This is a genomic window from Bradyrhizobium sp. WSM2254 (genome assembly GCF_000472645.1).
Classification (GTDB): domain Bacteria; phylum Pseudomonadota; class Alphaproteobacteria; order Rhizobiales; family Xanthobacteraceae; genus Bradyrhizobium; species Bradyrhizobium niftali.
Genome location: NZ_AXAB01000040.1, coordinates 40,781 through 65,547, shown reverse-complemented (window position 1 = coordinate 65,547; position 24,767 = coordinate 40,781). Strand labels below are relative to the sequence as shown.

At 65.9% G+C, this 24,767-nt stretch carries 18 protein-coding genes and 1 pseudogene; 6 read left to right on the top strand and 13 right to left on the bottom strand.

What is annotated here, in order from left to right; translation table 11 throughout:
- Positions 1–48 precede the first annotated feature (48 nt).
- A complete protein-coding gene (locus tag A3M7_RS0127340) occupies positions 49–1,779 on the bottom strand; it encodes a hypothetical protein (RefSeq protein WP_027546778.1) in 1,731 nt (576 codons plus the stop codon).
- A 427-nt stretch (positions 1,780–2,206) separates the two neighbouring features.
- On the opposite strand from A3M7_RS0127340, the gene A3M7_RS0127335 reads away from it, so the two are divergent.
- Positions 2,207–3,055: a caspase family protein gene (locus A3M7_RS0127335; protein WP_027546777.1), complete on the top strand. Its 849-nt coding sequence runs from the start codon at positions 2,207–2,209 to the stop codon at positions 3,053–3,055.
- A 339-nt stretch (positions 3,056–3,394) separates the two neighbouring features.
- Here the strand turns inward: A3M7_RS0127335 and A3M7_RS0127330 are convergent, their stop codons facing one another.
- The 4 genes from A3M7_RS0127330 to A3M7_RS48915 all read right to left on the bottom strand — a co-directional run bounded on the left by A3M7_RS0127330 (position 3,395) and on the right by A3M7_RS48915 (position 6,146).
- Positions 3,395–4,285 carry an efflux RND transporter periplasmic adaptor subunit gene (locus A3M7_RS0127330; protein ID WP_027546776.1) on the bottom strand — a complete coding sequence of 297 codons (891 nt, stop codon included), beginning with the start codon at positions 4,283–4,285 and terminating at the stop codon, positions 3,395–3,397.
- Positions 4,286–4,510: 225 nt separating this feature from the next.
- Positions 4,511–4,681, bottom strand: coding sequence for a hypothetical protein (locus A3M7_RS49890; protein ID WP_165448133.1), 171 nt, complete (start codon positions 4,679–4,681; stop codon positions 4,511–4,513).
- A gap of 69 nt (positions 4,682–4,750) precedes the next feature.
- The gene (locus tag A3M7_RS0127320; protein WP_027546775.1) at positions 4,751–5,875 is read right to left on the bottom strand and encodes a lactonase family protein; all 1,125 of its coding nucleotides are present in this window, start codon (positions 5,873–5,875) and stop codon (positions 4,751–4,753) included.
- Between the two features lie 133 nt (positions 5,876–6,008).
- Positions 6,009–6,146, bottom strand: coding sequence for a hypothetical protein (locus A3M7_RS48915; protein WP_156149861.1), 138 nt, complete (start codon positions 6,144–6,146; stop codon positions 6,009–6,011).
- 305 nt (positions 6,147–6,451) lie between these two features.
- Between A3M7_RS48915 and A3M7_RS51085 the strand changes: the two genes are divergently transcribed.
- Together A3M7_RS51085 and A3M7_RS0127305 are read left to right on the top strand one after the other, a co-directional pair.
- Positions 6,452–6,574, top strand: a complete 123-nt coding sequence (locus tag A3M7_RS51085) for a hypothetical protein (protein ID WP_256374887.1) — start codon at positions 6,452–6,454, stop codon at positions 6,572–6,574.
- Positions 6,575–6,717: 143 nt separating this feature from the next.
- The gene (locus A3M7_RS0127305) at positions 6,718–8,817 is read left to right on the top strand and encodes a methyl-accepting chemotaxis protein (RefSeq protein ID WP_027546774.1); all 2,100 of its coding nucleotides are present in this window, start codon (positions 6,718–6,720) and stop codon (positions 8,815–8,817) included.
- Positions 8,818–8,927: 110 nt separating this feature from the next.
- Here A3M7_RS0127305 and A3M7_RS51335 read toward each other — a convergent pair.
- The 5 genes and pseudogenes from A3M7_RS51335 to A3M7_RS0127280 all read right to left on the bottom strand — a co-directional run bounded on the left by A3M7_RS51335 (position 8,928) and on the right by A3M7_RS0127280 (position 15,213).
- Positions 8,928–10,621 (bottom strand): annotated as a pseudogene (locus A3M7_RS51335) (GMC family oxidoreductase).
- Positions 10,622–10,780: 159 nt separating this feature from the next.
- Entirely contained in the window at positions 10,781–11,041 is a 261-nt protein-coding gene (locus A3M7_RS0127295; protein WP_049823721.1) for a hypothetical protein, read from the bottom strand.
- 103 nt (positions 11,042–11,144) lie between these two features.
- Entirely contained in the window at positions 11,145–11,420 is a 276-nt protein-coding gene (gene rpsU / locus A3M7_RS0127290) for a 30S ribosomal protein S21 (protein ID WP_027546772.1), read from the bottom strand.
- A gap of 275 nt (positions 11,421–11,695) precedes the next feature.
- Entirely contained in the window at positions 11,696–14,359 is a 2,664-nt protein-coding gene (locus A3M7_RS0127285) for an EAL domain-containing protein (RefSeq protein WP_027546771.1), read from the bottom strand.
- Between the two features lie 158 nt (positions 14,360–14,517).
- Positions 14,518–15,213 (bottom strand): hypothetical protein, encoded by a 696-nt coding sequence (locus A3M7_RS0127280; protein ID WP_027546770.1) that lies wholly within the window; start codon positions 15,211–15,213, stop codon positions 14,518–14,520.
- Between the two features lie 166 nt (positions 15,214–15,379).
- Here A3M7_RS0127280 and A3M7_RS0127275 point away from each other — a divergent pair, with 166 nt between their 5' ends.
- Positions 15,380–16,402, top strand: a complete 1,023-nt coding sequence (locus A3M7_RS0127275) for a LysM peptidoglycan-binding domain-containing protein (RefSeq protein WP_027546769.1) — start codon at positions 15,380–15,382, stop codon at positions 16,400–16,402.
- A 236-nt stretch (positions 16,403–16,638) separates the two neighbouring features.
- Positions 16,639–17,910, top strand: coding sequence for a Spy/CpxP family protein refolding chaperone (locus A3M7_RS0127270; protein ID WP_049823720.1), 1,272 nt, complete (start codon positions 16,639–16,641; stop codon positions 17,908–17,910).
- Here the strand turns inward: A3M7_RS0127270 and A3M7_RS0127265 are convergent, their stop codons facing one another.
- The 3 genes from A3M7_RS0127265 to A3M7_RS0127255 all read right to left on the bottom strand — a co-directional run bounded on the left by A3M7_RS0127265 (position 17,911) and on the right by A3M7_RS0127255 (position 23,849).
- Entirely contained in the window at positions 17,911–18,777 is an 867-nt protein-coding gene (locus tag A3M7_RS0127265; protein ID WP_027546767.1) for a hypothetical protein, read from the bottom strand. It abuts the gene before it with no gap.
- Positions 18,778–19,075: 298 nt separating this feature from the next.
- Positions 19,076–21,523 (bottom strand): adenylate/guanylate cyclase domain-containing protein, encoded by a 2,448-nt coding sequence (locus A3M7_RS0127260; RefSeq protein ID WP_027546766.1) that lies wholly within the window; start codon positions 21,521–21,523, stop codon positions 19,076–19,078.
- 247 nt (positions 21,524–21,770) lie between these two features.
- Positions 21,771–23,849, bottom strand: coding sequence for an AsmA family protein (locus A3M7_RS0127255; protein ID WP_027546765.1), 2,079 nt, complete (start codon positions 23,847–23,849; stop codon positions 21,771–21,773).
- 236 nt (positions 23,850–24,085) lie between these two features.
- On the opposite strand from A3M7_RS0127255, the gene A3M7_RS0127250 reads away from it, so the two are divergent.
- Entirely contained in the window at positions 24,086–24,760 is a 675-nt protein-coding gene (locus tag A3M7_RS0127250; RefSeq protein ID WP_027546764.1) for a Crp/Fnr family transcriptional regulator, read from the top strand.
- Positions 24,761–24,767 lie beyond the last annotated feature (7 nt).

Here is a 24,767-nt window from a genome sequence, read left to right as displayed (position 1 = left end):
TAGCGACAGAAGTGGTGGGTTACGCTTCGCTAACCCACCCTACGAAGCCTACCCCCGCCCAGCCATCGCCCGCTTCGCCACCGCCAGCCCCATCAGCACGAACGCCGACGTCACCTCAGGGCCACCGACCAGGATCCGCGTCGGCGTCTTCATCTTGTTCCATTCATAGGCGCGGAACGGGCCGCGGCGGCCGCCTTCGCCGAGGCTCGCGACGATGACGTTCAGCGCCGGCGCGAAGGCGCGCGGGTCGGCGCCGAGATGACCGAGCGCGATCAGCGCCAGCGCCGCGTCGAACACGTTCATCTCCGCGGCCATCAGCTCGCCCTTGACGTAGGAGAGCACGCGGTGGCGGATGAAATCGAAGTCGCCGTCCGGATCGATCGCCGCCTGCGCCGCCAGCGGCAGCGCCAGGAAGGCGGCATAGCAGCGGCCGAAATAGGCGCTGTAGAGTTCCGGCAGGTAATAGATGTGCGAGCGCGGATTGGCGAAGGCGCCGCTTGATGCCAGCCGCTTCTGGAAGCCGATGATGCGATGCACGGTCGCCAGCCGCGCCGGCGTCTCCAGGATCTTCCAGCGCGCCAGGTTGCGGAAGCTGACCTCGAGAATGTCGAGATTGAGCGTCGGATCGAGATCGTTGCCGTAGGGACGCTCGCCCTTGAGATTGTCGATCCAGGTCGCGACCCCGCCCTCGTAGTCGATGTTGTCGTTGAGCGGCACGGTCACGCGCGGCTCGTTGACGCCGGCGAGCACCTGGTAACCGCTGTAGAAATCCAGCAGCGGCTGGTCGATGATCGGATCGGTGCAGCCGGCCTGCGTCGCCGCGGAGATCGAGCAGGCCGTGGTGTCGCAATCCGGCACGTAGACGCCGAAGCCGAGATCCTGCTTGATCTGGGCGAAGAAGCGCGAAAAGCGCGGATGCGGCGCAGGCGCGAGCGCGGTGATGACGTTGAAGCGCGCGCCGTCGGTGCCCTCGACCTCCTCGCGGCTGATGTTGACGCAGAAATCGACCATGTCGGCGATCGCGCGCTCTGCTGCCGTCTTGTCGGCCGGCGAAGCGAGCCCGGTCTCGATGAAGCTCAGCAGCGCCTCGATGAAGAAGGCATCGTAATAGGCCGAGCGGTGGCGGATCTGCATCGGCTCCCACATCGGCTCGGCAATGCCGGTCCAGGGCGGATTGATCACGGCGGCTGCCTTCGATCGCGCGATGAAGACACGGGCGAGGTTGAACAGCAGCGAGGAGTTCTTGTAGCCGCGCGCGTTCAACCCCGTGAGCGCCATGGTCAGCTCGCGTCCGCGGAAATCAGGGTCGCCGATCAGGTTGAAGGCGGCATAGGTCGGCAGGAAACCGTTCTTGCGGTACGAGCCGAGCAGGTGCTGCGCACAGTCGCGGATCACGCCGTCGATCTGTGAAGCTTGCGGCATGGCGGCGACGAACAGCGCCGGCGGCGGCCTGGGATGGTCGAGCGTGATGCTGTCGACGAGATCGGCCACGGGCTGGCCGATCGCCGCCCAGTCCGGCTCGGCTTCGTCGCGCGCCCGCGCCAGCGCCGTGCGAAGCCGGGTCAGCTTCGCCTCGTCGCGCAACTCGGGCAGCCCGGCGCGGCGGAGCAGTATCCGCAATGCGGGATTGCCGAGCGCGGTCTTGTAGAATTTGGCCAGATGCGGATCGCCGCTGGTTGCACCCGCCAGCACGGGATCGCAGACGTCGTAAAGCGAGGGGCCGTCCTTCCGCGCCGTCAGCGCCCGGCAGGCGGCGCCGGCAAAATAATGAAAGCTCATGAAATACCTGGTCGCGGGGCCCCTGGTCGGGGGCCGGCCGGTGCGGTTCCCATCCGCGCACCACCCCCTGCAAGTCTTTGAAAAAGCTACCCGGATTCGCAGGAAATACAAATGTGATAGCGGTCACGGAAAAAACCGGCATGAGGGCTGCATGATCAGGCCCCGGAAGGGCTACGGGAACGCAAAACCAGGAGAAATTTAGGTCATGGAATTAACTAACATCTTCAGCGACTTAGCTCAAATTTTGGGCAATCTATTGCCGGACACACTATATCCCGTTAAAGGTTTGTTTGGTGCGGCGCCGCAAATTGCGCGCAATTCGGGGGCACTCCCCCGGCCAATCCCTCAAACCTAAAGACGCTATCGCGCTACTCAACCTGTGTGCGCGCGCGTGGCTGATCTTTGGCACTGACAGGAATGAAGCGAGATGAATGTAAGGCAGCTCGACATTTCCCGACGCACGATTGCGGTGGCCGCAGCCCTCATCGGCACGGTCTCGCTCGTGATCGGCGCCCATGCTGCCCTCAACATGCGCGCGCTCGATGCCGCCAAGGCTGTTACGACCGACCAGGTCACCGGCTCGATCGGCCAGACCTCCCGGCTCGCGCTCGTCATCGGCAATGGACATTATCCCGACGCCAGCGCGCCGCTGACGCAGTCGATCAACGACGCCCGCGCGCTGTCCTCGACCCTGCGCAAGAACGGCTTTGACGTCGACATGGTGGAAGACGCGACCAAGGACGACATGGTCCGCGCCGTCAACCGCCTGAAGTCCCGGATCAAGCGCGACACCGTCGTCATGCTGTTCTTCGGCGGCTTCGGCGTGCAGGCCGGCCGCCAGAGCTACATGCTGCCGGTCGACGCCGTGATCTGGAAGGAAAGCGACGTCCGCCGCCAGGGCGTCTCCATCGACGGCGTGCTCGACATGATGAAGGAGCAGGGCGCCAAGGCCAAGCTCGTCGTCGTCGACGCCTCCCGCCGTAACCCCTATGAGCGCCGCTTCCGCTCCTACAGCCACGGCCTCGCGCCGATCGGCACGCCCGACAATGCGCTGATCCTCTCCTCCGCTTCGCCCGGCAAGGTCGTCGACGACGGCAAGGGCGAGCACAGCGTGCTGGTCAGCGAGCTTCTCGGCAACCTCACGACGCAGGGCAGCGCCGAAAGCGCCTTCAACAAGACCCGGGTCGCCATCTCCCGCGCCTCCGAAGGCGACCAGGTCCCGACCGTCTCCTCCTCGCTGCTCGAAGACGTCCATTTCGGCGAAGCCGGCGGCTAGGTTTTCGCGGCCATCGTAGGGTGGGCAAAGGCGCAATGCGCCGTGCCCACCATCTTTCCCAAATCGCAGACAGAATTGGTGGGCACGCTTCCGCCTTCGCTCTTCGAGCTACGGCGGACAAGTCGCTTTGCCCACCCCACGATATGCGTGTGTAACGCACATCTGCCCCCACATCGTCATTGCGAGCCAACGGGTCCGCGCGAAGCCGGCCCGATGACAGGCTCCGCGAAGCGATCCAGTATCTTTCCGCGGAATGATTCTGGATTGCTTCGTCGCACCAGCGCAAAATTGCTTCGCAATTTTGTCGCGGGCTCCTCGCAATGACGGTTGAGGCGAGACCTACTTCGCCGCTTCCGCGGCCATCACCGGGCGCACCGGATCGCCTTCGCGCAGGAGTGCGCCGGCGCGGGCGACGACGACATCGCCTTCGTTGAGGCCGTCGCGGACCTCGATATTGCCGCCCGACATCAGACCGATCTCGACGCGCTTGGTCTCGACGCGGTTGCGGCGGATCACCTGCACCACGGTGCCGGCGGACGAATATTGCACGGAGGTCAGCGGCACCGCGACGTTGCAGCTCTGCCCGGTCTTGATCAGCGCGCGCCCGCTCGCATTCAGCAACAGCCGTTTCTGCGAGGAGATGCCGATATAGACCATGCCCTGCTGGATGTTCGGCTCGATGGTTGGTCCGATGCGGCGCACCTTGCCGTCGATGTCGCCGGCGCCGGCGATCCGCACGGTCGCCTGCTGACCGACTGCGAGCTTGCGCACGTCGGTCGTCGCCACGAGGCCGACCAGATCGTATTCGCTGCGCGCCACGATCGTGAATAGCGCCTCGCCCTTGGCCGAGGCGAGGTTGCCGATCTGCGCGGTCGAGGTGGCGATCACGCCCGCCACTGGCGCGGTGACCTGAAGTGTGCCGCCCTCGGGCAGCGCGAGGCGCGCCAGCACCTGGCCGGCGGTGGTGGTCTCGCCGGCCTCCGCCAGCACTTCCGTCACCTTCAGGCCGGGACGTTCGGGCCGCACGGACGTTTCCTCGCGCGCGATGATCGTGCCGGTGGCCTCGACGATGTCGGAGAAGCAGGATTTTGCGACTTTCAGCACCGTGACGGCCGGCCCCTTGGGCGCGTCGTCATCGGCGGCTCCGGCCGGATATTGGCCGAAGACGAGCACTCCGGCGATGGCTGCGGGAAACAGGCTTCGAACAACGGCACGGGGCAAAGGGCGCATCGGAAATTCCACGGGGGCTATGCCTCCAATCGATAGCAGATGGCAGCGGCCCGGACTACGGCAGCGTTGTCCCAAAGCGGGATGCCGCGCCGCCCGGGCTGCCGCGGCAAGTCTTTGATTAGTCGCGGGATTGGGGAACAGGTTCGCTCGCCGCCGGGCCGGGCGCCGTGGCCGCACAGCTTGCGGTTCGAGATCGGATGCAGCGGTTCGTCTGCGAGCGGCCGGTCAGCTTCGGCGATCTCCGAGCAGCTTGCCGGAGGAACGGTCGATCAGATGCAGCCGCGTACAGGCCGGGCAGGGCACGGAAACGTGCGTGCGGTCGGCCGGCTCGTCGCCAAGCCGATGCTGCACGTTCATGCCGGTCTGGGGGCACTTGAAGACAATATGACGGTCCATCCCCGTCATATGATGCCAGTGCCCGGACTTTGGAATTACGGATGATTACTTAGGTCGGCCGCGGTCCCCTCACGGCAGGCTCAGGAACTCCACCCAGTTCGGCTTCTTGCCGGTGGGGTAGGATTTCAGCTTGCTGAGCGCGCCGCTGCTCTGGTCGATCGCATAAACCGTCATGCCGTCGGACAGCTCGCCGACCGCGGCGAGGTAGCGGCTGGACGGATCGATATTGAAGCCGCGCGGCTGCTTCTCGGTCGGCACGCTTCCGACCGTGGTCAGCTTGCCGCTGGTCGGATCGATCTTGTAGGCGGTGAGCGTATTGGTCGTGCGTTCGGAGGCGTAGAGGAAGCGCCCGTCCGGGGTGATGTGGATGTCGGCGGCCCAGGGTTTCCCATTAAATCCCTCCGGCAGTGCGGTGGTGCGCTGGATCTCGTTCCATGCGCCGCTCTTGGCCTCGTAGGTGAAAGCAGCGACATCGCCGTTCAGCTCGTGGATGAGATAGACGAACTTGCCGCCCGGGTGGAACACGAAGTGCCGCGGCCCTGATTTTTCCGGCACCTTGTAGGCTGGCGGATCGCTCGGCGTCAGCGTACCCGCCGTGGCGTCGAACGCGAAGCTCAGCACTTGGTCGGAGCCGAGATTGGTCGCGAACACGAAGCGGTTGTCGGGCGAGGGCAGGAAGGCGTGCGCGTTCAGCCCGGTCGGGATCACCTGTTTCGGCTCGCCCACGACGCCGTTCGCGGAAAGCCGATTCAGCGCGACCTTGTTGCCGCCGTAGGAGGCGCTGAACAGGACCTTGCCGCCGCGGTCGGTTGCGATGTACGCCATGCTGTCGGCGAGCGGACCGTTGCCGATAGGGCTGAGCTGGCCCGTCTTGGGGTCGATCGCAAAACTCACCGCCTGGAATGGCTGCGAGCGGATTCCGGCAATCAGCACGCGGTGGTCGGGTGTGATCGCGAGCGGCGTCGAGGAGCCCGGCTTCTCGACGCCCGTGAAGGCGGCGGTCTGCACCGGTGTCATCTCGCCGCTTTCGGACAGCTTGAACACGCTGATGTCGTTGCTGTCGGCATTGCCGACATAGGCGAAGGTCTCGGCCATGCCGGCGCGAACTCCTGAAATGAGGGCAAGGAAGGCGAGCGTGGTGGCGATCGCAGCGCGGGGCGTTATGGATGCGATGCAGCCTGTCGGTCTCGGCATGGGCGTTCTCCTCGGGGCCGGTGCGGCCTTGTCGTTTTGTCGCAGAGGATAGCGGCAGGCGTCTCGCCGCACCAAATTCCAAATGAGATCGATCGATGCCGAAATTGTATCGGTTGCGTTGCACCGAAGGCGGCTACCGCACCGCGGCCGTCAGGTTGCGGAAGTGCAGATTCGGGCCGGCCGGATGGTCGGGCGGTCCGAGCACGGTCCACACGACGACCGCGAGCAATGCCGAGGTCAGGATGGTCCAGGCGACGAGTCGTTTGCGCATCAGGCCAAATCCGTCCGTCGAAAGTTGGGGGCGCGCGGCCATCGTGCACTGCAAACGGCGACGACCCTATGAACTCGTTCACAGCCCAAGGGGATGAAAGGGCCCGCGGGATGAGGATGTCGTGGCAAAGCGCCACACCGGTTAAACCGATCGCAAGGTCTCTCCGACAAACTTGAACGGCGCTGCGTTTCATCTGCTCAATCTCAGGCCGCAGGCCCGGCCACCTGATCGCTAGGAACGGCAGCCCCCCTCCCGCCGTTACCCCTGATCTCGCGGGCGGAGGACGCCAAAACGGAGGCTGGCACGTGTTTTGGATTTATTGGGACACCGCCTGGTCACTGATCATCAGCGGCATCATGTTCACCACCATCGTCACGCATCCCGACGCCGAGTTCGTCGAGATCCGGGCGGCACGGCAGGCGAAATGAGCTTTCACTCCGCCTGAGCCCCTCATCTCCGTAGTTCAACGGAGCCTGTCGCACGCGCCGTGGGCGCTCACGGGTTTGGTGAACCAAATCTTAGGGCTGGACCGGTATTTTTCTGCATCTTTTTCGGAGATGCGGCGCTCACCATGGCATTGTTCGGCAATCCCTCCATCCGCTCGGTTCTCGGCGCCATCATCGGCGTCCTTGGCCTGTTTCTGATCGGGCAGCTCGCAACCGGACTTTTTGCGGCGATCGAGCGCAACGGCGCCGCGCAGAAGGTCGAACGTTTCGCCAGCACCGACCAGCAGCTGTTTGCGACCCTGCTCGGCTTCCGCCTCGAACGCGGCACCTTCCTGTCGGCACTTGTCGCGGACGCGCCGGCCAATGCCAATGCCGATAACCGCATCGCCACCAACCGGCAGTTGTCGGAAGCCGCCTACAAAAGCGTGCTCGAGCGTCTCGATGGCGTGGCGGATTCCCGCCTTGCCGGTGCCATGAGCAAGCTCGTCGCGGTCCATGACGCGCTCATGCCGCTGCGACCCAAGGCGGAAACGGCCATCCACCAGGCGAAGGCGGAGCGTGACGCAAAGGTCGGCGACGAATTCCGCAAAGCGGCGCAGGATTATCTCGATGCCATTCTGGCGCTGACGGCCGAGCTCGAGAACGCGCTCAAGCTCACGGATCCCGTGGTCGATCATCTCCTGGGCGTAAAGCAGTCGGCCTGGGCCGCGCGCAATTTCGGCGGCCTCGTCGCCATCCGTCTGGAAGCCGCGGCCGCGAGCGGCAAGCCCTGGAGCGCCGCCGACATGGTCGGTGCGGCCGAGGATACCGGCCGCGCCAAGCAGGCCTGGAGCCAGGTGCTGGATGTCGCCGGCCGCCCCGACGCTCCCGCAAGGCTCACTGACGTGATCGCGCGCTCGAAGCAGGGCGATGCCGCCGCCATGACCGAGCGCCAGCAGGGCTTCATCAAGGCGCTCAGCAACAACCAGACCATCGACATCAAGATCGAGGACCTGTCGAAGCTCAACACCGCCATTCTCGGCTACAGCGTCGAGGCCGGCCAGGTCGCGCTCGCGGAAATGGTCGCCCGCGCCGAGCAGCAGATGACATCGGCGAAATGGAGCCTGGCGCTCAATGGCGGGATGATGCTGGTCGCGCTCGCCATCACGGTGTTCGGCTTCATCCTCGTCAATCGCCGCGTCAGCGCGCCGATCCGCAAGCTGACGCAGGCGATGCGCTCCCTTGCCGAGCGCGACTATGCGATCGAGCTCGCCGGCATCGAGCGCGGCGACGAGATCGGGGAAATGTCGCGCGCGGTGTCCGTGTTCCGGGAGAACATGATCACCGGCGATCGCCTCGCCGAGGAACAGGCCGCCGAGCAGGCAAAGAAGGAACGGCGGCAGCTCGCCGTCGAACGACTGATCGAACAGTTCGAGAAGACCGTGACGGAATCGCTGCACACGCTGGCCTCGGCCTCCGGCGAGCTGAACGCCACCGCGCAGTCGATGTCGTCAACCGCCGAGCAGGGCTCGTCCAAGGCGGCCTCGGTCGCGAGCCTCTCGGGCGATGCCTCCTCCAATGTGCAGACGGTTGCCGCCGCCACCGAGCAGCTCTCGGCCTCGATCAGCGAGATCAGCCGTCAGGTCGCCGAATCCTCCAGCATTGCCGGTGCCGCTTCGGCCGAAGCCGACCGCACCAACGCCGAGGTGCAGGCGCTGGCCGATGCCGCGCAGCGCATCGGCGACGTCGTCGCGCTGATCACCGGCATTGCCGAGCAGACCAATCTGCTCGCGCTCAATGCCACTATCGAGGCCGCACGCGCCGGCGACGCCGGCCGCGGCTTTGCGGTGGTCGCATCCGAAGTGAAGAACCTCGCTACGCAGACCGCGAAGGCGACCGAGGAGATCACCGGCCAGGTCGCCGCGATCCAGGGCGCGACCCAGTCCTCGGTGACCGCGATCCGATCGATCGGCTCCACCATCCAGCGGGTCAACGAGATTGCGGCGGCGATCGCGGCGGCCGTCGAGCAGCAGGGCGCCGCGACCCGCGAGATCGCGCGCAACGTGCAGCAGGCCTCGCAAGGCACCAACGAGGTCTCGCGCCACATCTCCGGGGTCTCGCAAGCCGCCGGCCAGACCGGCGCCGCCGCCGGCGAGGTGCTGGATTCCGCCAAGATGCTGGCGCGCCTGTCGGACGATCTCAAGCGCGACGTCGACGGCTTCGTCGGCGATCTCAGGGCGGCGTAGTCCGGAGATCCGTAGGGTGGGCAAAGCGCAGCGTGCCCACCATTCACGTTCGATGCGGATGGATGGTGGGCACCGCGCGCGAAGAGCGCGCCTTGGCCCACCCTGCGAAATCACTGCATCGTCGCAGCGATCTTCTCCGCCGACATCAGGACCGGAAAGTTGGTGTTGGCGCATGGCACCACCGGGAAGATCGAGGCGTCGACGACGCGCAGGCCCTGGATGCCCTTGACGCGGCCCTGGTTGTCGACCACCGCCATCGGATCGTCAGCCCGGCCCATGCGGCATGAGCATGAGGCGTGCCACACGCCGATGGTCGCCTTGCGCACGAAGGCTTCCAGCGCCTCGTCGTCGTTCATCACGTCATCGAAGCTGAAGCCTTCGACCACGAAATTGTCGATCATGTAGTGGCGCAGCGCCGCCGGCCCGTCCATCAGGGCTGCGGCGATCGTGGTCAGAATCCTGTTGGTGTTGTTGACCACGCCGATCTTGCGGACGCGGTCGGTATAGGAGGCCGGGAACGGCTTGTCCGTCACCACCTTGACCGCGTCGCTCATCTGCACTGCCGCCATTTTGCGGAAGCCGCTCATCAGGCGATCGAGGTCGCGCCGGTCGGACAGCAGGTTGAACTCGACGATCGGCTCTGCCGCGGGGTCGCGCGAGGCAAGCTTGATCTGTCCGGTCTCGGAATAGGTCTTGTTGACGAACGTCAGCAGCGAGCCGATCTGCGCGCCGACCGCATGCCAGGCCGACTTGTTGAGCAGGACGACGAACATGTCGCCCTTCGGCACCCCTGACAGCCCGGACGAATAGCGCAGGCCGAGCTGCATGTGGCGCCTGGTATGCTCGTTCATGCGCGCGCCGCGGCGGACAAAGGACGACAGCGAAATCGAGGGATGATCCATCAGGCGCTGGCCGACGCCTTCAAGTCCCATCAGGACCGGAATCCCCAAATCCTTGAGGTGACCGACCGGGCCGATGCCGGCGCGCAGGAGATGCGCCGGCGAATGGATGGCGCCGCTGGACAGAATGATCTCGCGTCCGCGGAATTCCTGCTCACGGCCGTTGATCTTGGCCTTCACGCCGACGCATTGCGTGCCGTCGAACAGCAGCTCCCGAACTTGCGTGTCGGTGGAGATCGTGAGGTTGGGGCGCTTGCGGGTGTCGCGGTCGAGATAGCCCATCGCGGCGGAGACGCGTTGCTCGGCCTGGTTGGCGTGCGTCACCGCGAAATAGCCGTCGACGAACTCGCCGTTCTGGTCGGCTACGAATTGATGGCCTGCCTGCTGGAAGGCATCGGCGAAGGCCTGCGAATGCCGCGTCCAATGCTCCCGCGGAATCCGGCGCACCGGGATCCGGCCGTCCTTGCCGTGGAACGGGCCGTCGAAATCGAGGTCGCGTTCGACCTTCTTGAAGAACGGCAGCACGTCGTTCCACGTCCACCCTTCGCACCCCGCGCATCCCACTCATCGTAGTCGGTCGGTGCGCCGCGGTTGGCCATCTGGCCGTTGATGGACGAGCCGCCGCCGAGCACGCGCGCCTGCTCGTATTTGCGTAAGGGAGGACGGCCTTCGGTCGGATTGTTGTGGCTGACGATCTGGGTCGTGACCTTGAGCTCGGTCCAGTGGAAGCGCGGATCGAAATAGGCCGTGCCCGGATAGCTGTCCCTGATCTCGGCCGGCTCGTTGCCGGGTGGTGTGTCCTGTCCGGCTTCGCAGAGCAGGACCTTGTTGGCACTCTTCGCGGAGAGCCGGTGGGCCAGCACGGACCCCGCCGAGCCGCCGCCCACGATAATGTAGTCGTACACGATTGGCGCTTCCTCTTGTTCTTGTGCCGAAGAGGTTAGCGCGGATTTATTTCGAGGTCACGCCACGGCTCTTGTTGGTGGCGCCATGAGGTCAGGAGGGTGGAGCGATGCCGCGGGGCGAGCCGGACGGCGGGTTTGCGCCGTCTCGGTCGATGAACCCTATTGCAGCACTTTCGGCATCACGATGACGACGTCGACCTGCTTGTCCAGCACCTGCGATGCGACCGCGGCGATGTAGGACGAGTAGCTGTCCTCGATGTCGGACGCCATCTCCTCGTTTCCGGCGAAGGCGTAGAGCATCGTACCCTCGATCTTGTCGAAGCGGATGCCCGCGAAGACCCGATCGAACGTCTCGGCGCCGACGATGCCTGCCATGAGCGCCTGGATAGCCTGGTCCTGGACGAGTGTGAGCGTCATCATGCCGATGAGATATGGACCATCTTCCCGGATGCAAGATGCGCAGGAACGATGCCGGCTTGTTCTCATTGCCCGGTCGGCCTCACGGCGCCGTCGTGCCGCCGTTTCAGCCCGCGGGCCTGGCCGTCTGCGGCAGCGGCGGCTTGCGCTCCGGAAGCTTCTTTTTCGGGGGCGCCGGCAGCAGGCCTTCCCTGATCGCCTGCTTGCGCGCGAGCTTGCGGGCGCGGCGAATGGCCTCGGCTTTTTCGCGCGTCTTTCGCTCCGACGGCTTCTCGTAGGAACGCCGCTGCTTCATTTCCCGAAACACGCCCTCGCGCTGCATCTTCTTCTTCAGGACACGAAGCGCCTGGTCGACATTGTTGTCGCGAACGAGTACCTGCAATTGTGTCTCCTTGTCGGGCTGCGAAATGCGGCAGTCCTGCACGCAGCCTATTGCGCAGGAGCTTCGTTGCGATCGTGAGGATGACGGTGACGGCGATCTTCGCGCCGGCTTCGAACACGCGAGCTGCTTGTCGCCGCGATAGAGTTCGGGGGCGACGTGAACACTCCCGGGCCGCCATGTCAATCGATAAGGCTTCCCTGCGCGTCAATTCGCCATCTGAAGCCGTTCCGGGCTGGCAACGGCGGGGCTGATACGGGGCGGGGGGCGGGTATGCCCTAAGCCGCCGCCGCCTGTTCCGACAGCAATTGCTTCAGCTTTGCGGCCGGGACGGCCGGGCTGAACAGCCAGCCCTGCATCTGGCTGCATCCGAGCTGCCGCAGCACCTCGCGCTGCGCCTCGGTCTCGACGCCTTCGGCCGTCGTCGCCATCCGGCGCGCGGCGGCCATGTGCACCACGGCCTGCACGATCGGCGAAGAGTCCTCGGGCTCGCCGATATCGCTGATGAAGCTGCGGTCGATCTTGATCTTGTCGAAGGGGAAGCGGTGCAGATAGCTCAGCGACGAATAGCCGGTGCCGAAATCGTCGAGCGCGATGCGCACGCCGAGCTCGCGGAGCTGCTGGAGAATCGTCAGCGCCTCCTCGTCGTCGCGAATGAGCACGGTTTCGGTGACTTCGAGCTCGAGCCGCCCGGGCGCCAGGCCTGACTCGGCAAGCGCGGCGGCGACCTTGAGCGCCAGCGTCTTGGAACGGAACTGCACCGGCGAGACATTGACGGCGATGTGGATATCGCCGGGCCAGGAGGCCGCCTCCGTGCAGGCCTGCTTGAGCACCCATTCGCCGATCTCGCCGATCAATCCGGTGTCTTCCGCGACCGGAATGAAGTCAGCGGGCGAGACCATGCCGCGCTCCGGATGGTGCCAGCGCAGCAGCGCCTCGCAGCCGGTGACGACGTTGGCCGCAAGATCGACCAGCGGCTGATAGTGCACCTCGAACTCGCCGCGCGTCAGCGCCTGCCGCAGATCGAGCTCCAGCTGCCGGCGCAGCCGCGCCTTGGCGTCGTATTCGGGCGTGAAGACGCGGAAGGTGCGGCGGCCCTCGGATTTGGCGGCATACATCGCCAGATCGGCGCGCTTGAGCAGATCATCGAGATTGTCGCCGTGGTCGGGCGCGATCGCGATGCCGATGCTGGCATCGGTCGGAACCTCCTGGCCCTTGCAGTTCACGGGCGTACGCAATGCGTTGAGGATCGTTTCCGCCAGCGCCGTCAGCTCGGCCTGGTCGCTGGTCCCGGCCTTGACGATGGCGAATTCGTCGCCGCCCAGCCGCGCGACGAGGTCGTTGCCGCTGACGCAGGCGCGCAGGCGGTTCGCGACCTGGCGCAGCAGTTCGTCGCCGACCTCGTGTCCGAGCGAATCGTTGACGCCCTTGAACTCGTCGACGTCGATATAGAGGATCGCGAACGGTTTGCCCTGGCTGAGCTCCGCCACGCGGCGTTCCAGATGGCCGCGCATCAGCACGCGGTTGGGCAGGTCGGTCAGCGCGTCGTAATGCGCCATATGCGCGATGCGTTCGTCGGCGCGGATGCGCTCGGTGACGTCGTCATGGGTCGCGAGCCAGCCGCCGGCGGCACCGGGCTGGTTCTTGACCTCGATCAGGCGGCCGTCCGCGGTCTCGACGATGGTGCTCTGGGTTCGCCCGGCATTGCTTAGAATGTCGTCGCAGTAGGACGCGACGTCACCATGGAACGATCCGGTGTCATGGCGATGCTGGATCACGTCGCGGAAATAGGCGCCGGGCTTCACCACGTCAGCCGACAGTCCGTACATCTCGATGTAGCGCCGGTTGCAGACGATCAGCCGCTCGTCCTGGTCGAACATCAGAAGGCCCTGCGTCATCGTGTTCATCGCGGTGTCGAGCTGCTGCTTCTCCGCAGCGAGCCTGCGCGTCATCTGGCGGAAGATCAGGAACAGCGTGAGCACGAGCAGGCCGATCGACAGCACGGCGATGGTGACGAAGAATTTTGTCTGCGTGTGCCAGGTCGCCAGCGTCGCATCCAGCGATTTGGTTGCGACCACGACCAGAGGCACGCCGGTCAGGAGGCGCGCGGCGACGATGCGGTCCTTGCCGTCGATCGGGCTGGCGAGCTGCGTCGTGACGAAGGTGCGCTCGAACACCGCCATCTGCTCGCGCGTGCCGTTGCGAAAATTCTGTCCGATCATCGCGTCGACATGCGGAACGCGCGCGAGCAGCTGGCCGTTCTGGTGGTGCATCGCGATCGAGGATTCCTCGCCGAGCCCGGTCGAGGCGAAGAAGGATTCAAGCTGCTCCGGCGAGATGGCCCGCGACACCAGGCCGAGGAATTCGCCGTGGGGACCGGAGACGCGCCGCGCGAACACGATCGCAGATCCATTGCCGAACCGGCCGGGCACGACTTCGATCTCTTCCTGCGAGGCCGGATCGTTCTTGAGGCGATTGAAATAGCCGCGGTCGGCGACCGAAATATCGGCCACCGGCCAGCGCCGCGACGAGTTGATCAGCACGCCCTTGGAATCGAACAAATTTGCGCCGGCGACGTCGGACCAGCCGCTCGCCTTTGCGCGCAGCACCTCGTGCATGGCCAGCGTACCCATCTCGCTGCGGAAGATATCGGCGGATGCGATGCCATGGCTCTCGAGCTCGGCGATGACGCTCTTCTGGAGCACCGCAAAGTCCTCGAACTCACGGTCGAAATGCCGGGCGAGCATGCGCACGGAGTTTTCCAGGCTGTCGCGGCCGCTCTCGATCGCATTTTGCCGGAAACGATCGACGGTAAGCGCGGTGCCGATGGCCATCGCGACCATCAGCACGAAGCCGCCGGCGATCAGCCACGTCAGCGGCGCTCCCTGCCAACGGCGGAGCAACGCGCGCATGCGCGTGGTCCATCGGATTGATGTGCCCATCCAGCCCTCCCGTGGGATGCAAGATGCAGCAAAACCGACAAGAGCCCGTTACCAGTAAGGGTTAGGGAAACATGAATCGGAACGGAATCAGAGGGTTGGGTTCCCTCGATCGCCGCGAGCTCCGTAGGCTGGGTTTACGCTGACGCGATTCCGGTGGATCACCGGCGGATTTCCCACTTCAAGGCTTCCGCATTGGCCTTGGCGAACATCGTCGGCACGTCGAACTTTCCGGTCTCGAGATCATAGCGGCATCGCCAGCCGCCCAGCCCCTTCATGGCGACGTTCTTGGGATGATTGTCATATTCGCCCGACAGCGAGATCACGAGGTAGCGGTTGTTGGGCCAGTCCATGCCGAGCGAGCGATAGGCCTCTTCCGTACCCTCCATGAGATTGGCCGAGATGTGGAAGTCGAGCTTGGCGAACCTCTTCGTCTCCGGCCGGCCGTAGAAATAGGCCCAGGCGAGATTGCTGAGCGGCTTCTTCGTTGCGCTCGCGAAGGCGCCCTTCTCGACATGGTAGAGATAGAGGTCCTGCTCGCCCGAGCCGGTCTTCTGCATCCGCACCAGCCATTGCGAGTCGCTGGTGAAGCGGAAGCCGGCCCCGTAGCCCTGCTCGGGCTTCAGCTCCGTCATCTGCTCGCCGCGGCGAACCCAGGCCTGCCATTTGACGTCCCAATCCCCGCCGTCCTTCATGTACTGCTCGATCTTGGTGGCGCCATCGGGCGAGGTGAAGGCGAGGCCGGCATTGTTGGTGAGGATGTAGTCCGGCGGCGGGCCGGATGCGGCGAGCGCGGGCGAGGCGACGAGTGTCAGGGCAAGTGCCAGCCATCGGGCCGGGCGTGAAAATGCGTTCACGGAAAAAATCCTCAAAAAATATGCCGCGATGCGGCCTCGATCATTTGACGCCGACGGGGCCGCGCCGGTTCATGTGCGCTAATCCCTTCGAACGTCTTGCTGCCGCAGCCAAATCGGCGCAATTTGCCGGCCTCGGTTGATTTGCGACCCAAGGGTTCATTGTCTGATGATCACCGCTTCCAAGGCCTTCATTGCGTTCTGCCTGCTCGCGGTGGGCGGCACCGTGCTGGTGATCGGTCCCACTGAGCTGCGCCGCCTGCTGCCGGGCGGGGCGAACACCGAGATCGCCGTCGCGGCCAAGCCTGAGGTCAAGCCTGACGTGAAGCCTGAGGCCAAGGTCGAGGCCAAGGCGGAACCTAAAGCCGACACCAAGGCAGGGACGAAGCCCGAAGAACCGAAGCTCGCCGCCGGCGCGCCGCCGGCGTCCCCTGCGCCGAAGCCGGCTGGTCCATTGGACGAGACGCAAAAGCAGGTGACGGCGCTGGCCGATCTCGCGCCGGTCAAGCCGCCGGCGGCCGCGACCGACGCCGGTCCTCGCTTCGATGTCGCCCGCGTTGACGACCATGGCGAGGCGGCGGTGATCGCGGGCCGGGCCACGCCGGGCGCAAAGGTCGAGCTGCTGCGCGACGGCCAGCCGCTTCATTCGGTGGTGGCCGATGCGTCGGGCCAGTTCGTTATGACGCCGCCGCAGCTCCCCGCCGGCAGCTACGAGCTGACACTGCGCGCTAAGGCGCCGGATGGCACCGTCACGCAGTCCGGCCGCACCATGCCGGTGACGATCGCGGAGGCGGCGCCGCCGCCGGCGCGTGTTGCACCGCCCACGACCAGGCAGGAAACGAAGCGGGCCGAGACGCCGGACGAGAAATCGGATGTCGTGGCATCCTTGCCGTCGGCATCGGACAGGTCCGCGGCGCGGCCCAGGGTGATGGGGGCACCGAAATCAAAGGGCATGGCGCGAGCGACGACGGTCGCGTCGGCCTCGCCGGGCGACGCCCTCAGCGGCACACCGGCAGAGGCGGGCGGCAGCCGGGTGATCTCCCGCGGCGACAGCCTGTGGGCGCTCAGTCGGCTCGCTTACGGCGACGGCGCCCGCTACGCGGTGATCTTCAAGGCCAACCGCGACAAGATCCACAACCCGAACCTGATCTATCCCGGCCAGACTTTTGTGCTGCCGCAAAAGGCGCAGTGAGCGCGGCACTTCGCCGACGCGATTGCACCTCCTGCAGCCATGATTGCGATCCTTCCTCTCCCCGTCCTTACGAGGGGGTAAGGGGCTGTCTCCGCGACATGGACAGTCAGGATTCTCATCGCCGCGACGCTTTGACCCTCACACTAGCGGAACCTTTGGTTCCCTCGTGCGTCATGTGATTTGAGGTGGTTCGCGCTTGGCGCTGGAGGAGGGCCAAGGTGGTCAGGTCAGCGGTCATGTCGGGATCACGGATGCGCCTCGCGCTGGCGGGCGCCAGCCTTGTCATTCTGGCCGTGCTGCTGCCGAACAAAGCCGAAGCGCAGTTCGGATTGCGCGGCGGGCCGCTCGGTGTCGCGCGGTTCGCCGTCGGCCACGTTATCGGCATGTCGCGCCTGCGCCATGCCCGCATGGCGGTGCGGGGCGGCCGATACCGCTCCGCCGCATTGCGCTCCCAGGATCCCCGTGGTGCCGAGAGCCGGCAACCGCCCAATCCCGCCATCCTGCGTGCGGCGCTCACGGCGCAAGCGGCGCTGTCGGGCTGGCACGGCGGCCGCAGCCCGCAGGGCTGGTGGCGCCACCCCGATGGCAGCTATGGCTGGGCCGGTCCGGTGTTCTGGCCGTTCGCACATGACGATCTCGCCAATGCGGTCGTCTTCGGCGATACGACCAGTCTCTCGCTCTACGGCTATGGCGACATCTATGCCGCGATCTTCTCGCCCTATGCTGCCACCGAGCTCGCCGCCTACACCGCGTCGCAAGGCAGGCGCGCGCGAAAGGTCCCCTCGATCGAGGACATTTGCGACGCCAGCGATACCGGCGGCCTGCCCGTTGATCGCATCGCCGCGGTGGTAGCACCGAGCGAGTTGCAGCGCGCAGCGCTCGACGATCTTGCCGCCGCCTGGAATGGAGCGCGCGACACCATCCGCGCCGCCTGTCCGGCACAGGCGCTGGCGACCGCATCGGAGCGTCTCGGCCTGATGCGCGAGCGCATCGGGGCCATGATCAAGGCGACGGATGCGATCGAAGCGCCGCTCGCGAAGTTCGCAGGTCTCCTCAACGACGACCAGAAAGCCAGGCTCAATGCCCTCGCCAATGATCGTCGCGCGGCGCTGGCGTCTCGCCAGCCCAAGGACGCGCAGGCCGCCGCCGCTTGCCGACCGGACTACGATCCCCGCTACGACGAAAAGGCGCAGCGCCAGTATGAGCAGCTCGTGCAGCAGCAATGGCCTGTCGCCGATATGGCCACCACGCTTCGTCTGGACGACACCGCCCGCGCCCGCCTCGACGTGCTCCAGGACACCACGCTGCGCACCATGGAGACGCTGAGCGCCTGCCCTGCGGAGGCCGCCGCGACACCGCTGGCCCGCCTCGCGGCCGTGAAGGCACGGCTGGCGGCGATGCTGCAAGCGGTGAACGCCGTCACTGATGCGCTCGACGATTTCGAGGCTGACTTGAGCGACGAGCAGAAGGCCGGCTTCGAGGCGATCGGACCAAAGCGCGGGGCGTGATCACCCGCACGCCCAGTCGAACTTCATATCCTTGAAGTCGAGCTGCGCGTTGCCGGTGCCGAAATTGTAGCCACCGAAATATTCCTCGAACTCGATGTAGAACGGGCTCATCTCCGGCACCGCCTGGCAGGGCCGCATGGTGCCGCCGAGATGGTTGTGGGCGTGGTCCTTGCTCCAATCGTGCAGGCGGTAATTCTCGGTGCTCGGGGCGCCGCCGACAAAGTAGTAGTAGGACTGATAATCGCTCGGCGGGTTGCGCGGGAAGTGCGGGTCCTGCGGGGCCTTGCCGGCGTTGGGATCGGTCGCGCGCGGCGTCAAGGCGATCGCGAGGTTCTCCGCCAGATCGGCCCGCGGAGGGCCGGCGAACATCTTCTGCGCGAAGGGCGGGGCGGACTCGAAGAAAGCGCTGGCGCCGCCGACATCGAGCCAGCGCGGCCGCTCCGCCGTCGCAAGCGCAAGCGGTGCCGGCGGCGTCGCGAACGCGCCCTCGTATTCGGCTGCGGTCAACAGCAGCGCGGCATATTCGTAATCGAGGATGTCGGTCATGCGCGAGAGCCGCGGATGCGCCGGCCGCGCCAGCACGGCATCGCGGATATCGGGATCGTCAACCGCGCCGCCGTCATTGTGATCGGGCGGCGTCGCAAAGAACGACACCGCGACGATGTCCGCGCCATGCACGCGATAGTCCTCCGGCAGCAGAAGCGTGAAGCCGTGCATCAGCGGAAAACCGGTGACGGGATCGAGCGGCCATTGCTCGCTGCTGATGCCCGGCGGCAGTCCATAGACCCAGCCGTGGTCGCGCGCGCGATCGGCGGGACCGTCCAGCATCTGCAAATCATAAGCACGCGAAGGCAAGGCAAACGTCACGATCGTCTCCATCCGAAGCCTGCCTCGCCGTCGAGGCGATGGTTAGTCGCGGGGAGGGGTGATGCGGTTCGTGGGAGGGGTCCGCAAAATAGGATGCAGATATCATTCGCAACCGGCGCCTCAAATTCCGCTGTCGTCCCGGCGAAGGCCGGGACCCATAACCCCAGGGAGGAGTTTGGCGAAGATTACACGTTCTGTACTAACACCATCGCGATCGATAGATTCCGCGGTATGGGTCCCGGCCTTCGCCGGGACGACCCGGGGAAGATTTTGCCTTCCTCACGGATTGAGAAAGAACTCACCCCCGCCTTCGCGCCGCCGCGGCGTCCACCACGTTCTCCACTTCCTCGCGCCAGCTCAGTATCTCCATCGCCAGCACGGGGTGGTTGAAGCCCTTGAGCTGGAGATCGTCGAGCGCGCGCGCCTCGACCCAGGGCTCGACGATGCCGTAGACGCGGCGGCTCACCACGATCTGGCCAGCCTTGGCCTCGCCGCAGAGGCGGGAGGCGAGGTTGGTGACGCTGCCGATCGCGGCATATTCCAGCCGCTGCTCGAAGCCGACCTGGCCGAGCGTGGCATAGCCGAGCGCGATGCCGATGCCGAAGCCGAGGCTGTGGCCGCGGTTGCGCCAGCGCTCGGTCAGCGGGCCGATCGTTTCGCGCATTTCCACCGCCATCTTCACCGCGCGTTTCGTGTGGTCGTCGAACTGGATCGGCGCGTTGAACAGGATCATCACGCCGTCGCCGGAATATTTGTCGAGCGTGCCCTCGTATTTGAAGATCAGTTTGCCGAGCGCCGCGTGATATTCGCGCAGCACGTTCATCGCCTCTTCCGGTTCGGTCGCTTCCGTGAACGCCGTGAAGCCGCGCAGGTCGCAGAACACGACCGTTACCTCGCGGCGCTGGCTGGTGAGCAGCCCCTCGGGGCTGTCGGAGGAGGCGATCAACTGCGCGACCTGCGGTGCCAGGAACCGCTCGAGCTTGCGGATGCGCTCGATCTCGCCGAGCTGGGTCTTGACGCGCTCCTCCAGCGACTTGTTCCAGTCCTTGAGCTGCTCGGTCTGCACGCGCAGCTTGTCCGCCTGGGCGCGCACGGTCTCGTGCGCCGCCTCCAGCGCGTGGCTCTTGTGATCGACCTCGGTGAACAGGCGCGCATTGCGCATCGCCAGCACCGCCTGGTTGGCGAAGGTGCGCATCAGGCCGATGATGCTGCCGGCGAACTCGCCGCCGGCGCGGCGCAGCACCACCAGCGAGCCGAGCGTACCCTGCTGGTCCACCAGCGGCACCACCAGCACCGAGCGGAAGCCGGCTTCGATCGCGACGTCGCGCAGCGGCTGCTCGGCCGCGTGGTCGAGGTCGGCAAGCGCGATCGGCTCACAGCTCGCCGCGGCATCGCTCAGGATGTTCTCGCCTTCGTCGATCGTGACGTGGGCGCCGTCGGCCGATTTGTCGATGCCGTTGGATTCGACCAGGTTGAAGCGGCGCGTCTCGGCATCGAAGCCGTAGATCAGCACCGCGTCGGCATGGGTGATCTCGATCGCGTTCGCGGCGATCGTCGGCAGCACCGCGTTGAGATCGAGCGATGAGGCGACCGCGCGGCCGACCTCTTCCAGCACCTTGAGCTCGTTGATCGACTGCGCGAGATCGCGGGTGCGCTCCTCGACCTTGGTCTCCAGGTTCGAATAGGTCTCCTGAATCTGAACGGCCATGCGGTTGAACTGGCCGGCGAGGTCTTCCAGCTCGTCGGAGGTGTGCACGTCGATGCGATGGCTGAAATCGCCTTCGCCGAGCTTGTGCGCACCGTCGCGCAGCGCCGTGATCGGAATGATCATGCGGCGGGCGAGCAGGGTGCCGGCGAGGATCGCGACCATCAGGCCCATGCCGATCAAGAGCGCGATGCGCACCAGCTGGTCGCGGATCGGCGTCAGGGCCTGCGTGGTCGGCTGCTCGAACATCACGCTCCAGCCGAGTTTCGGCACGGTGCTCGCGGCTGACAGCACCGAATGGCCGTTGAAGTCGGTGCCGGAGGTGTCGGGCTCGCGGCCGGGCGAAATCGCGGCAGCCACCTGCGGCAGCTTCGACAGGTCCTTGCCGACATCGGGGCCCTTCGCGGACGTTGCCAGCACGCGGCCGCGCGGATCGACCACATAGGCAAAGGCCGCCTTGCCGACCTGGGCGTCGGACAGCAATTCGGAGAGGAAGCTGAGATCGATCTCGGCCACCGTGACGCCGGCGTTGAAGCCGGAATGCGCCACCGAGATCGACATGAACGGGGTCCGGTCGGAGAACCAGGCCGGCGCGTAGCTGACGCCGCGCGCGACGGTGTCGGTGAAGCGCATGTCGCGGGAGAGATCGGCGTTGCCGCCGGTCGTGGTCGACTGGCGCGAGACGCGCAGCACCTCGCGGCCGTCGCCGTTGAGCTGGAACAGCTGGTTGACGACCGCGACCTGGTGCAGGAGCTGGGCGTAGTCGGCGCGGCGCTTCTCGAGGGTGTCCTGGCTCGCGCGGGTCACCCAGCTGATCTGGCGCTCGAGCTCGGAGATCGACTGTTCCATGCGCCGGGCAACGGCCTGGGCCTTGTCCTCCAGCCCGTCGGCCAGCTGCGTCTTGGTGGCGCGATAGGAGATCCAGGTCTCCATCGCGCCGTTGACCGCGAGGACGAACACGACGAGGCCGACGAGGGAGACGACGTATTTGGCGAACAAGCCCTCGCGCAGAAACCGTGTCTTGTCGTTCGCTCCCGCCATCCGGATCCTCTCGCGCCGCCATCGACGCCGGCGCTACGGCCCGTCCGGGCCCCGCCGCCCTTCTATCACAATTTGGGCCAAGGGACGTCCCGGGACCGGTCGACCGGCCAGCGTGGTTACCCGCTGCGGACGCCCGGGCGGGCCGAAAGGGTGGTGAATTGCCGCAGCCTCCTCCGTTCGGAGGAAGCAGGCAATGGCGAAGCCGAGGTAAGGGATCGGCGTGAAGTCCAGCCCGTTGGTCCGCCAATCATCGATTAAAGAGCTGCCGCAGCACGTCATTCATCGGCTGGCTGTCCTGCTGCGCCACCGGCGGCGCGTCCGGGGCCGGGGGCGCCGGCGAGGCCTGCGGTGCCGGTGTGGATGGCGTTGCGGGCAGGCCGCGGCTGCGGCCGGTGCCAGTAGCAGTCCCAGTGCCAGCGCCAGTGCCGGTTGCAGCTCCGCTGGAAAGCCCCTGCTGGATCAGATTGCCGATCGCCTCGCCAAGCGGGCCGCCGAGCAGATTGTTCTGCCCCGGCTGCTGGGTTTGCGGATTGGCGTTGCCGGCTGCATTGCTGCCACCCGGCGCGGTTGTGCCGCCGAGACCGAGGCTGCCGAGGATATTGCCGAGCCCGGCGCCATCAGGCCCGAACAGGCCCTTGCCCATCTCGCGCAGCTTGGCATAGGCGGCGTCCGGATTGTCGAGCACGCCGGCCATGTCAGGGTAGATCCGCGGTTGCGACCAGCTGCCCTGGATCATCACGGGGATGCCGAAGCCGACCGGCTCGGAGGCGCGGCCCTGGCCTTCGGTGGTCATCACCAGCTTCGGCTCGACGCGAAAGCCCATCATCTTGGTGTCGAGCGCGATCGTGCCGGCGCCGGTCACGCGCACCAGCGGCCCGATCAGATTGAGATCGGTCGTCACGGCCTGTCCCTTGTCGATGCGGAAGGAGGCCGAGAGCTGCGACAAATCCGTGCTCTGGTCCTGGCTGGGGTTCTGGTTCTCTTGCCAGCCGGACAGCGTGCCCGATGTCAGCGAGCGGATCATCTGCGCGACGTTGATGCCGCGGATGGCGCCGTCCTGGAAATTGACGAAGGCCGTGCCCTGCATGTTCGCCATCAAGGCGCGCTGGCTGGTGCCGGCGCTGCGCAATGCGAGCTTGGCTTGCAGTTTGCCGTCGATGCGGTCGAATTCGGCAAGGCCCTGGAGCAGCGGCAGCGCGCGCACGCCGACGAGGTCGGAATGCATGGCAAAGCTCGGCGCGCCACTGGTGGCATCCAGGATCACCTCGCCGGAGACCTGGCCGCTATAGGCGCCGAGATTGGCGGTGCCGGCCTTCAGCACGCCGCCGGCGAGCTTTGCATCGAGCGCCAGCGGCGCAAGATGCGCATCGCCGATCACGGCATCGTTCGCGGAGATCCTGATTTGTGCATCGACATAGTTGAGGCCGGACACGTCGATCGGCGCATTGCTCCAGGGCTGCCCGGATGCGCCGTCCGGCGATTTCGCCAGCGGAATCGCGAGCCGCTGGAAGTCGAGATCGACCTTGACCAGGGGCTTGCTCGCGATGTCGACCGAGGCCCAGCCGTTGAACGCGCCGTCGCCGAGCGTGCCGTTCACGCCGTTGATCATCACGACATCGCCGCTCAGCCGCATCTCGGCGTGACCCGCGAGCCGGGACTTCAGCACATCTGGCATGTCGATGGCGAAATCCACCGGGATCGTCGGCCGGTCGGCTGGCGGCGCGGGCGTCGTCGCCTTGATGTCGAACCTGGTCGGGTGCTCGCCGACGCGCGCGGTGCCGGTGATGTTGACCTTGCGGTCGCGATCAACGATCGCGTCGGCGTTGATGGCGCTGATGCGGCCCTCGACGCGATCGCGCACGCGCGCGAATGCGACCTCGCCGTCGGTGATCTTGACGCGGTCGATGGTCGCGCCATCCGTGTCGAGCGTGAGCGGCTTCGACGCGGCGCCGGGGTTGGGCAGGCGCTCACGCAGCAGCGGCTGGTAGAGCACGGGACGGGTGACGACGAGCTCGCTGATCTTCGGGCGGCCCGACCAGACGCTCGCGAGCGACATGTCGGCCTGCACGCTGTCGACCGTGAGGCGCGTGATGCCGCTGCGGTCCTTCGGATCCTGAAGCGTGAGATCGTTCAAGGTGACGTTCAGCGTCGGCCACAGGCTGATCCTGGTGGTGCCGTCGATCGACAGGCGATAGCCTGTCGCGCTCTCGACCCGCGACGCAATCGTCGAGGTCAGGAAGCCCGATGGGATCCCGACCACGAGGAGAACCGCGATCACGATGATGATAGCGGCGACCGCGGCGCCGGCGAATTTCACTGCTCTCATGTCGACTTTCCAACGACGGACGCACGGTGCCGAACCCGGCCGCTCACCCGTCCTATGCGCGTGAGTTTATCCCGGGACGGGAAGCCGCTCCAAGCGGTCAAAAATAGTCAGGGGGTGCTGCAAAGTTATGTGACTTATGACACACTTCTCCGGCGCGGTTTTACGCGATTCTGGAGGTTGATGGTTCCAGCCGATTTGCCGGCGAAATTGGCACGTAAATTCACAAGGAAGTTGAAATGAGCAAGCAGGCCGAATTTGCGGTCATCCTGAAGATGAACCCGATGTTCGCCGATCTCGGCGCAGACGAGCTCCAGCGGCTGTCCAATCTCTGCCACACCCAGCATCTGGCGAACGGCGAGGTGCTGTTCCAGAAGGGCGATGCCGGGGACGCGCTGTTCGGCATGCGCCGCGGCCAGGTCCGCATCGAGACCGGCGCCTCCGACGGCAGCCGGCTGACGCTGAATTTCATGGGGCCGGGCGACCTGTTCGGCGAGGTCGCGGTGCTGGACGGCCAGAACCGCACCGCGGACGCGACCGCGGGCGAAGCCAGCGAATTGTTCGTGCTGCGGCGGGAAGACTTTCTCGCCTTCCTCGAGCGCGAGCCGAAGGTCGCGATCAAGATCATCGCGCTGCTGTGCCAGCGCATCCGCTGGCAGAGCGAGCGCATGGAAGAGTCCATGTTGCAGCCGCTGCCGGTGCGGCTGGCGCGGCGGCTCTGCGCACTCGCCGCCGATTTCGGCTCGGAGGTGCACATCTCGCAGGAGCAGCTCGGCGTCTTCGTCGGCGCCGCCCGCGAGAGCGTCAACCGCCAGCTTCAGGCCTGGCGCAAGGACGCGATCCTGGATCTTCAGCGCGGCCGTATTTTGCTGAGGAACATGACCAAGCTGACGGCGATCGCGCGGAACGAGTAGGGGCTCT

Coding starts and splice junctions, on each gene's coding strand:
- A3M7_RS0127305 (WP_027546774.1), top strand. CDS start 6,718: ATGGCATTGTTCGGCAATCCCTCCATCCGCTCGGTTCTCGGCGCCATC.
- A3M7_RS0127330 (WP_027546776.1), bottom strand. CDS start 4,285: ATGCGCCCTTTGCCCCGTGCCGTTGTTCGAAGCCTGTTTCCCGCAGCC.
- A3M7_RS0127250 (WP_027546764.1), top strand. CDS start 24,086: ATGAGCAAGCAGGCCGAATTTGCGGTCATCCTGAAGATGAACCCGATG.
- A3M7_RS49890 (WP_165448133.1), bottom strand. CDS start 4,681: ATGGACCGTCATATTGTCTTCAAGTGCCCCCAGACCGGCATGAACGTG.
- A3M7_RS0127340 (WP_027546778.1), bottom strand. CDS start 1,779: ATGAGCTTTCATTATTTTGCCGGCGCCGCCTGCCGGGCGCTGACGGCG.
- A3M7_RS0127285 (WP_027546771.1), bottom strand. CDS start 14,359: ATGGGCACATCAATCCGATGGACCACGCGCATGCGCGCGTTGCTCCGC.
- A3M7_RS48915 (WP_156149861.1), bottom strand. CDS start 6,146: ATGCGCAAACGACTCGTCGCCTGGACCATCCTGACCTCGGCATTGCTC.
- A3M7_RS0127295 (WP_049823721.1), bottom strand. CDS start 11,041: ATGATGACGCTCACACTCGTCCAGGACCAGGCTATCCAGGCGCTCATG.
- A3M7_RS0127270 (WP_049823720.1), top strand. CDS start 16,639: ATGTCGGGATCACGGATGCGCCTCGCGCTGGCGGGCGCCAGCCTTGTC.
- A3M7_RS0127275 (WP_027546769.1), top strand. CDS start 15,380: ATGATCACCGCTTCCAAGGCCTTCATTGCGTTCTGCCTGCTCGCGGTG.
- A3M7_RS0127260 (WP_027546766.1), bottom strand. CDS start 21,523: ATGGCGGGAGCGAACGACAAGACACGGTTTCTGCGCGAGGGCTTGTTC.
- A3M7_RS0127320 (WP_027546775.1), bottom strand. CDS start 5,875: ATGCCGAGACCGACAGGCTGCATCGCATCCATAACGCCCCGCGCTGCG.
- A3M7_RS0127255 (WP_027546765.1), bottom strand. CDS start 23,849: ATGAGAGCAGTGAAATTCGCCGGCGCCGCGGTCGCCGCTATCATCATC.
- A3M7_RS0127335 (WP_027546777.1), top strand. CDS start 2,207: ATGAATGTAAGGCAGCTCGACATTTCCCGACGCACGATTGCGGTGGCC.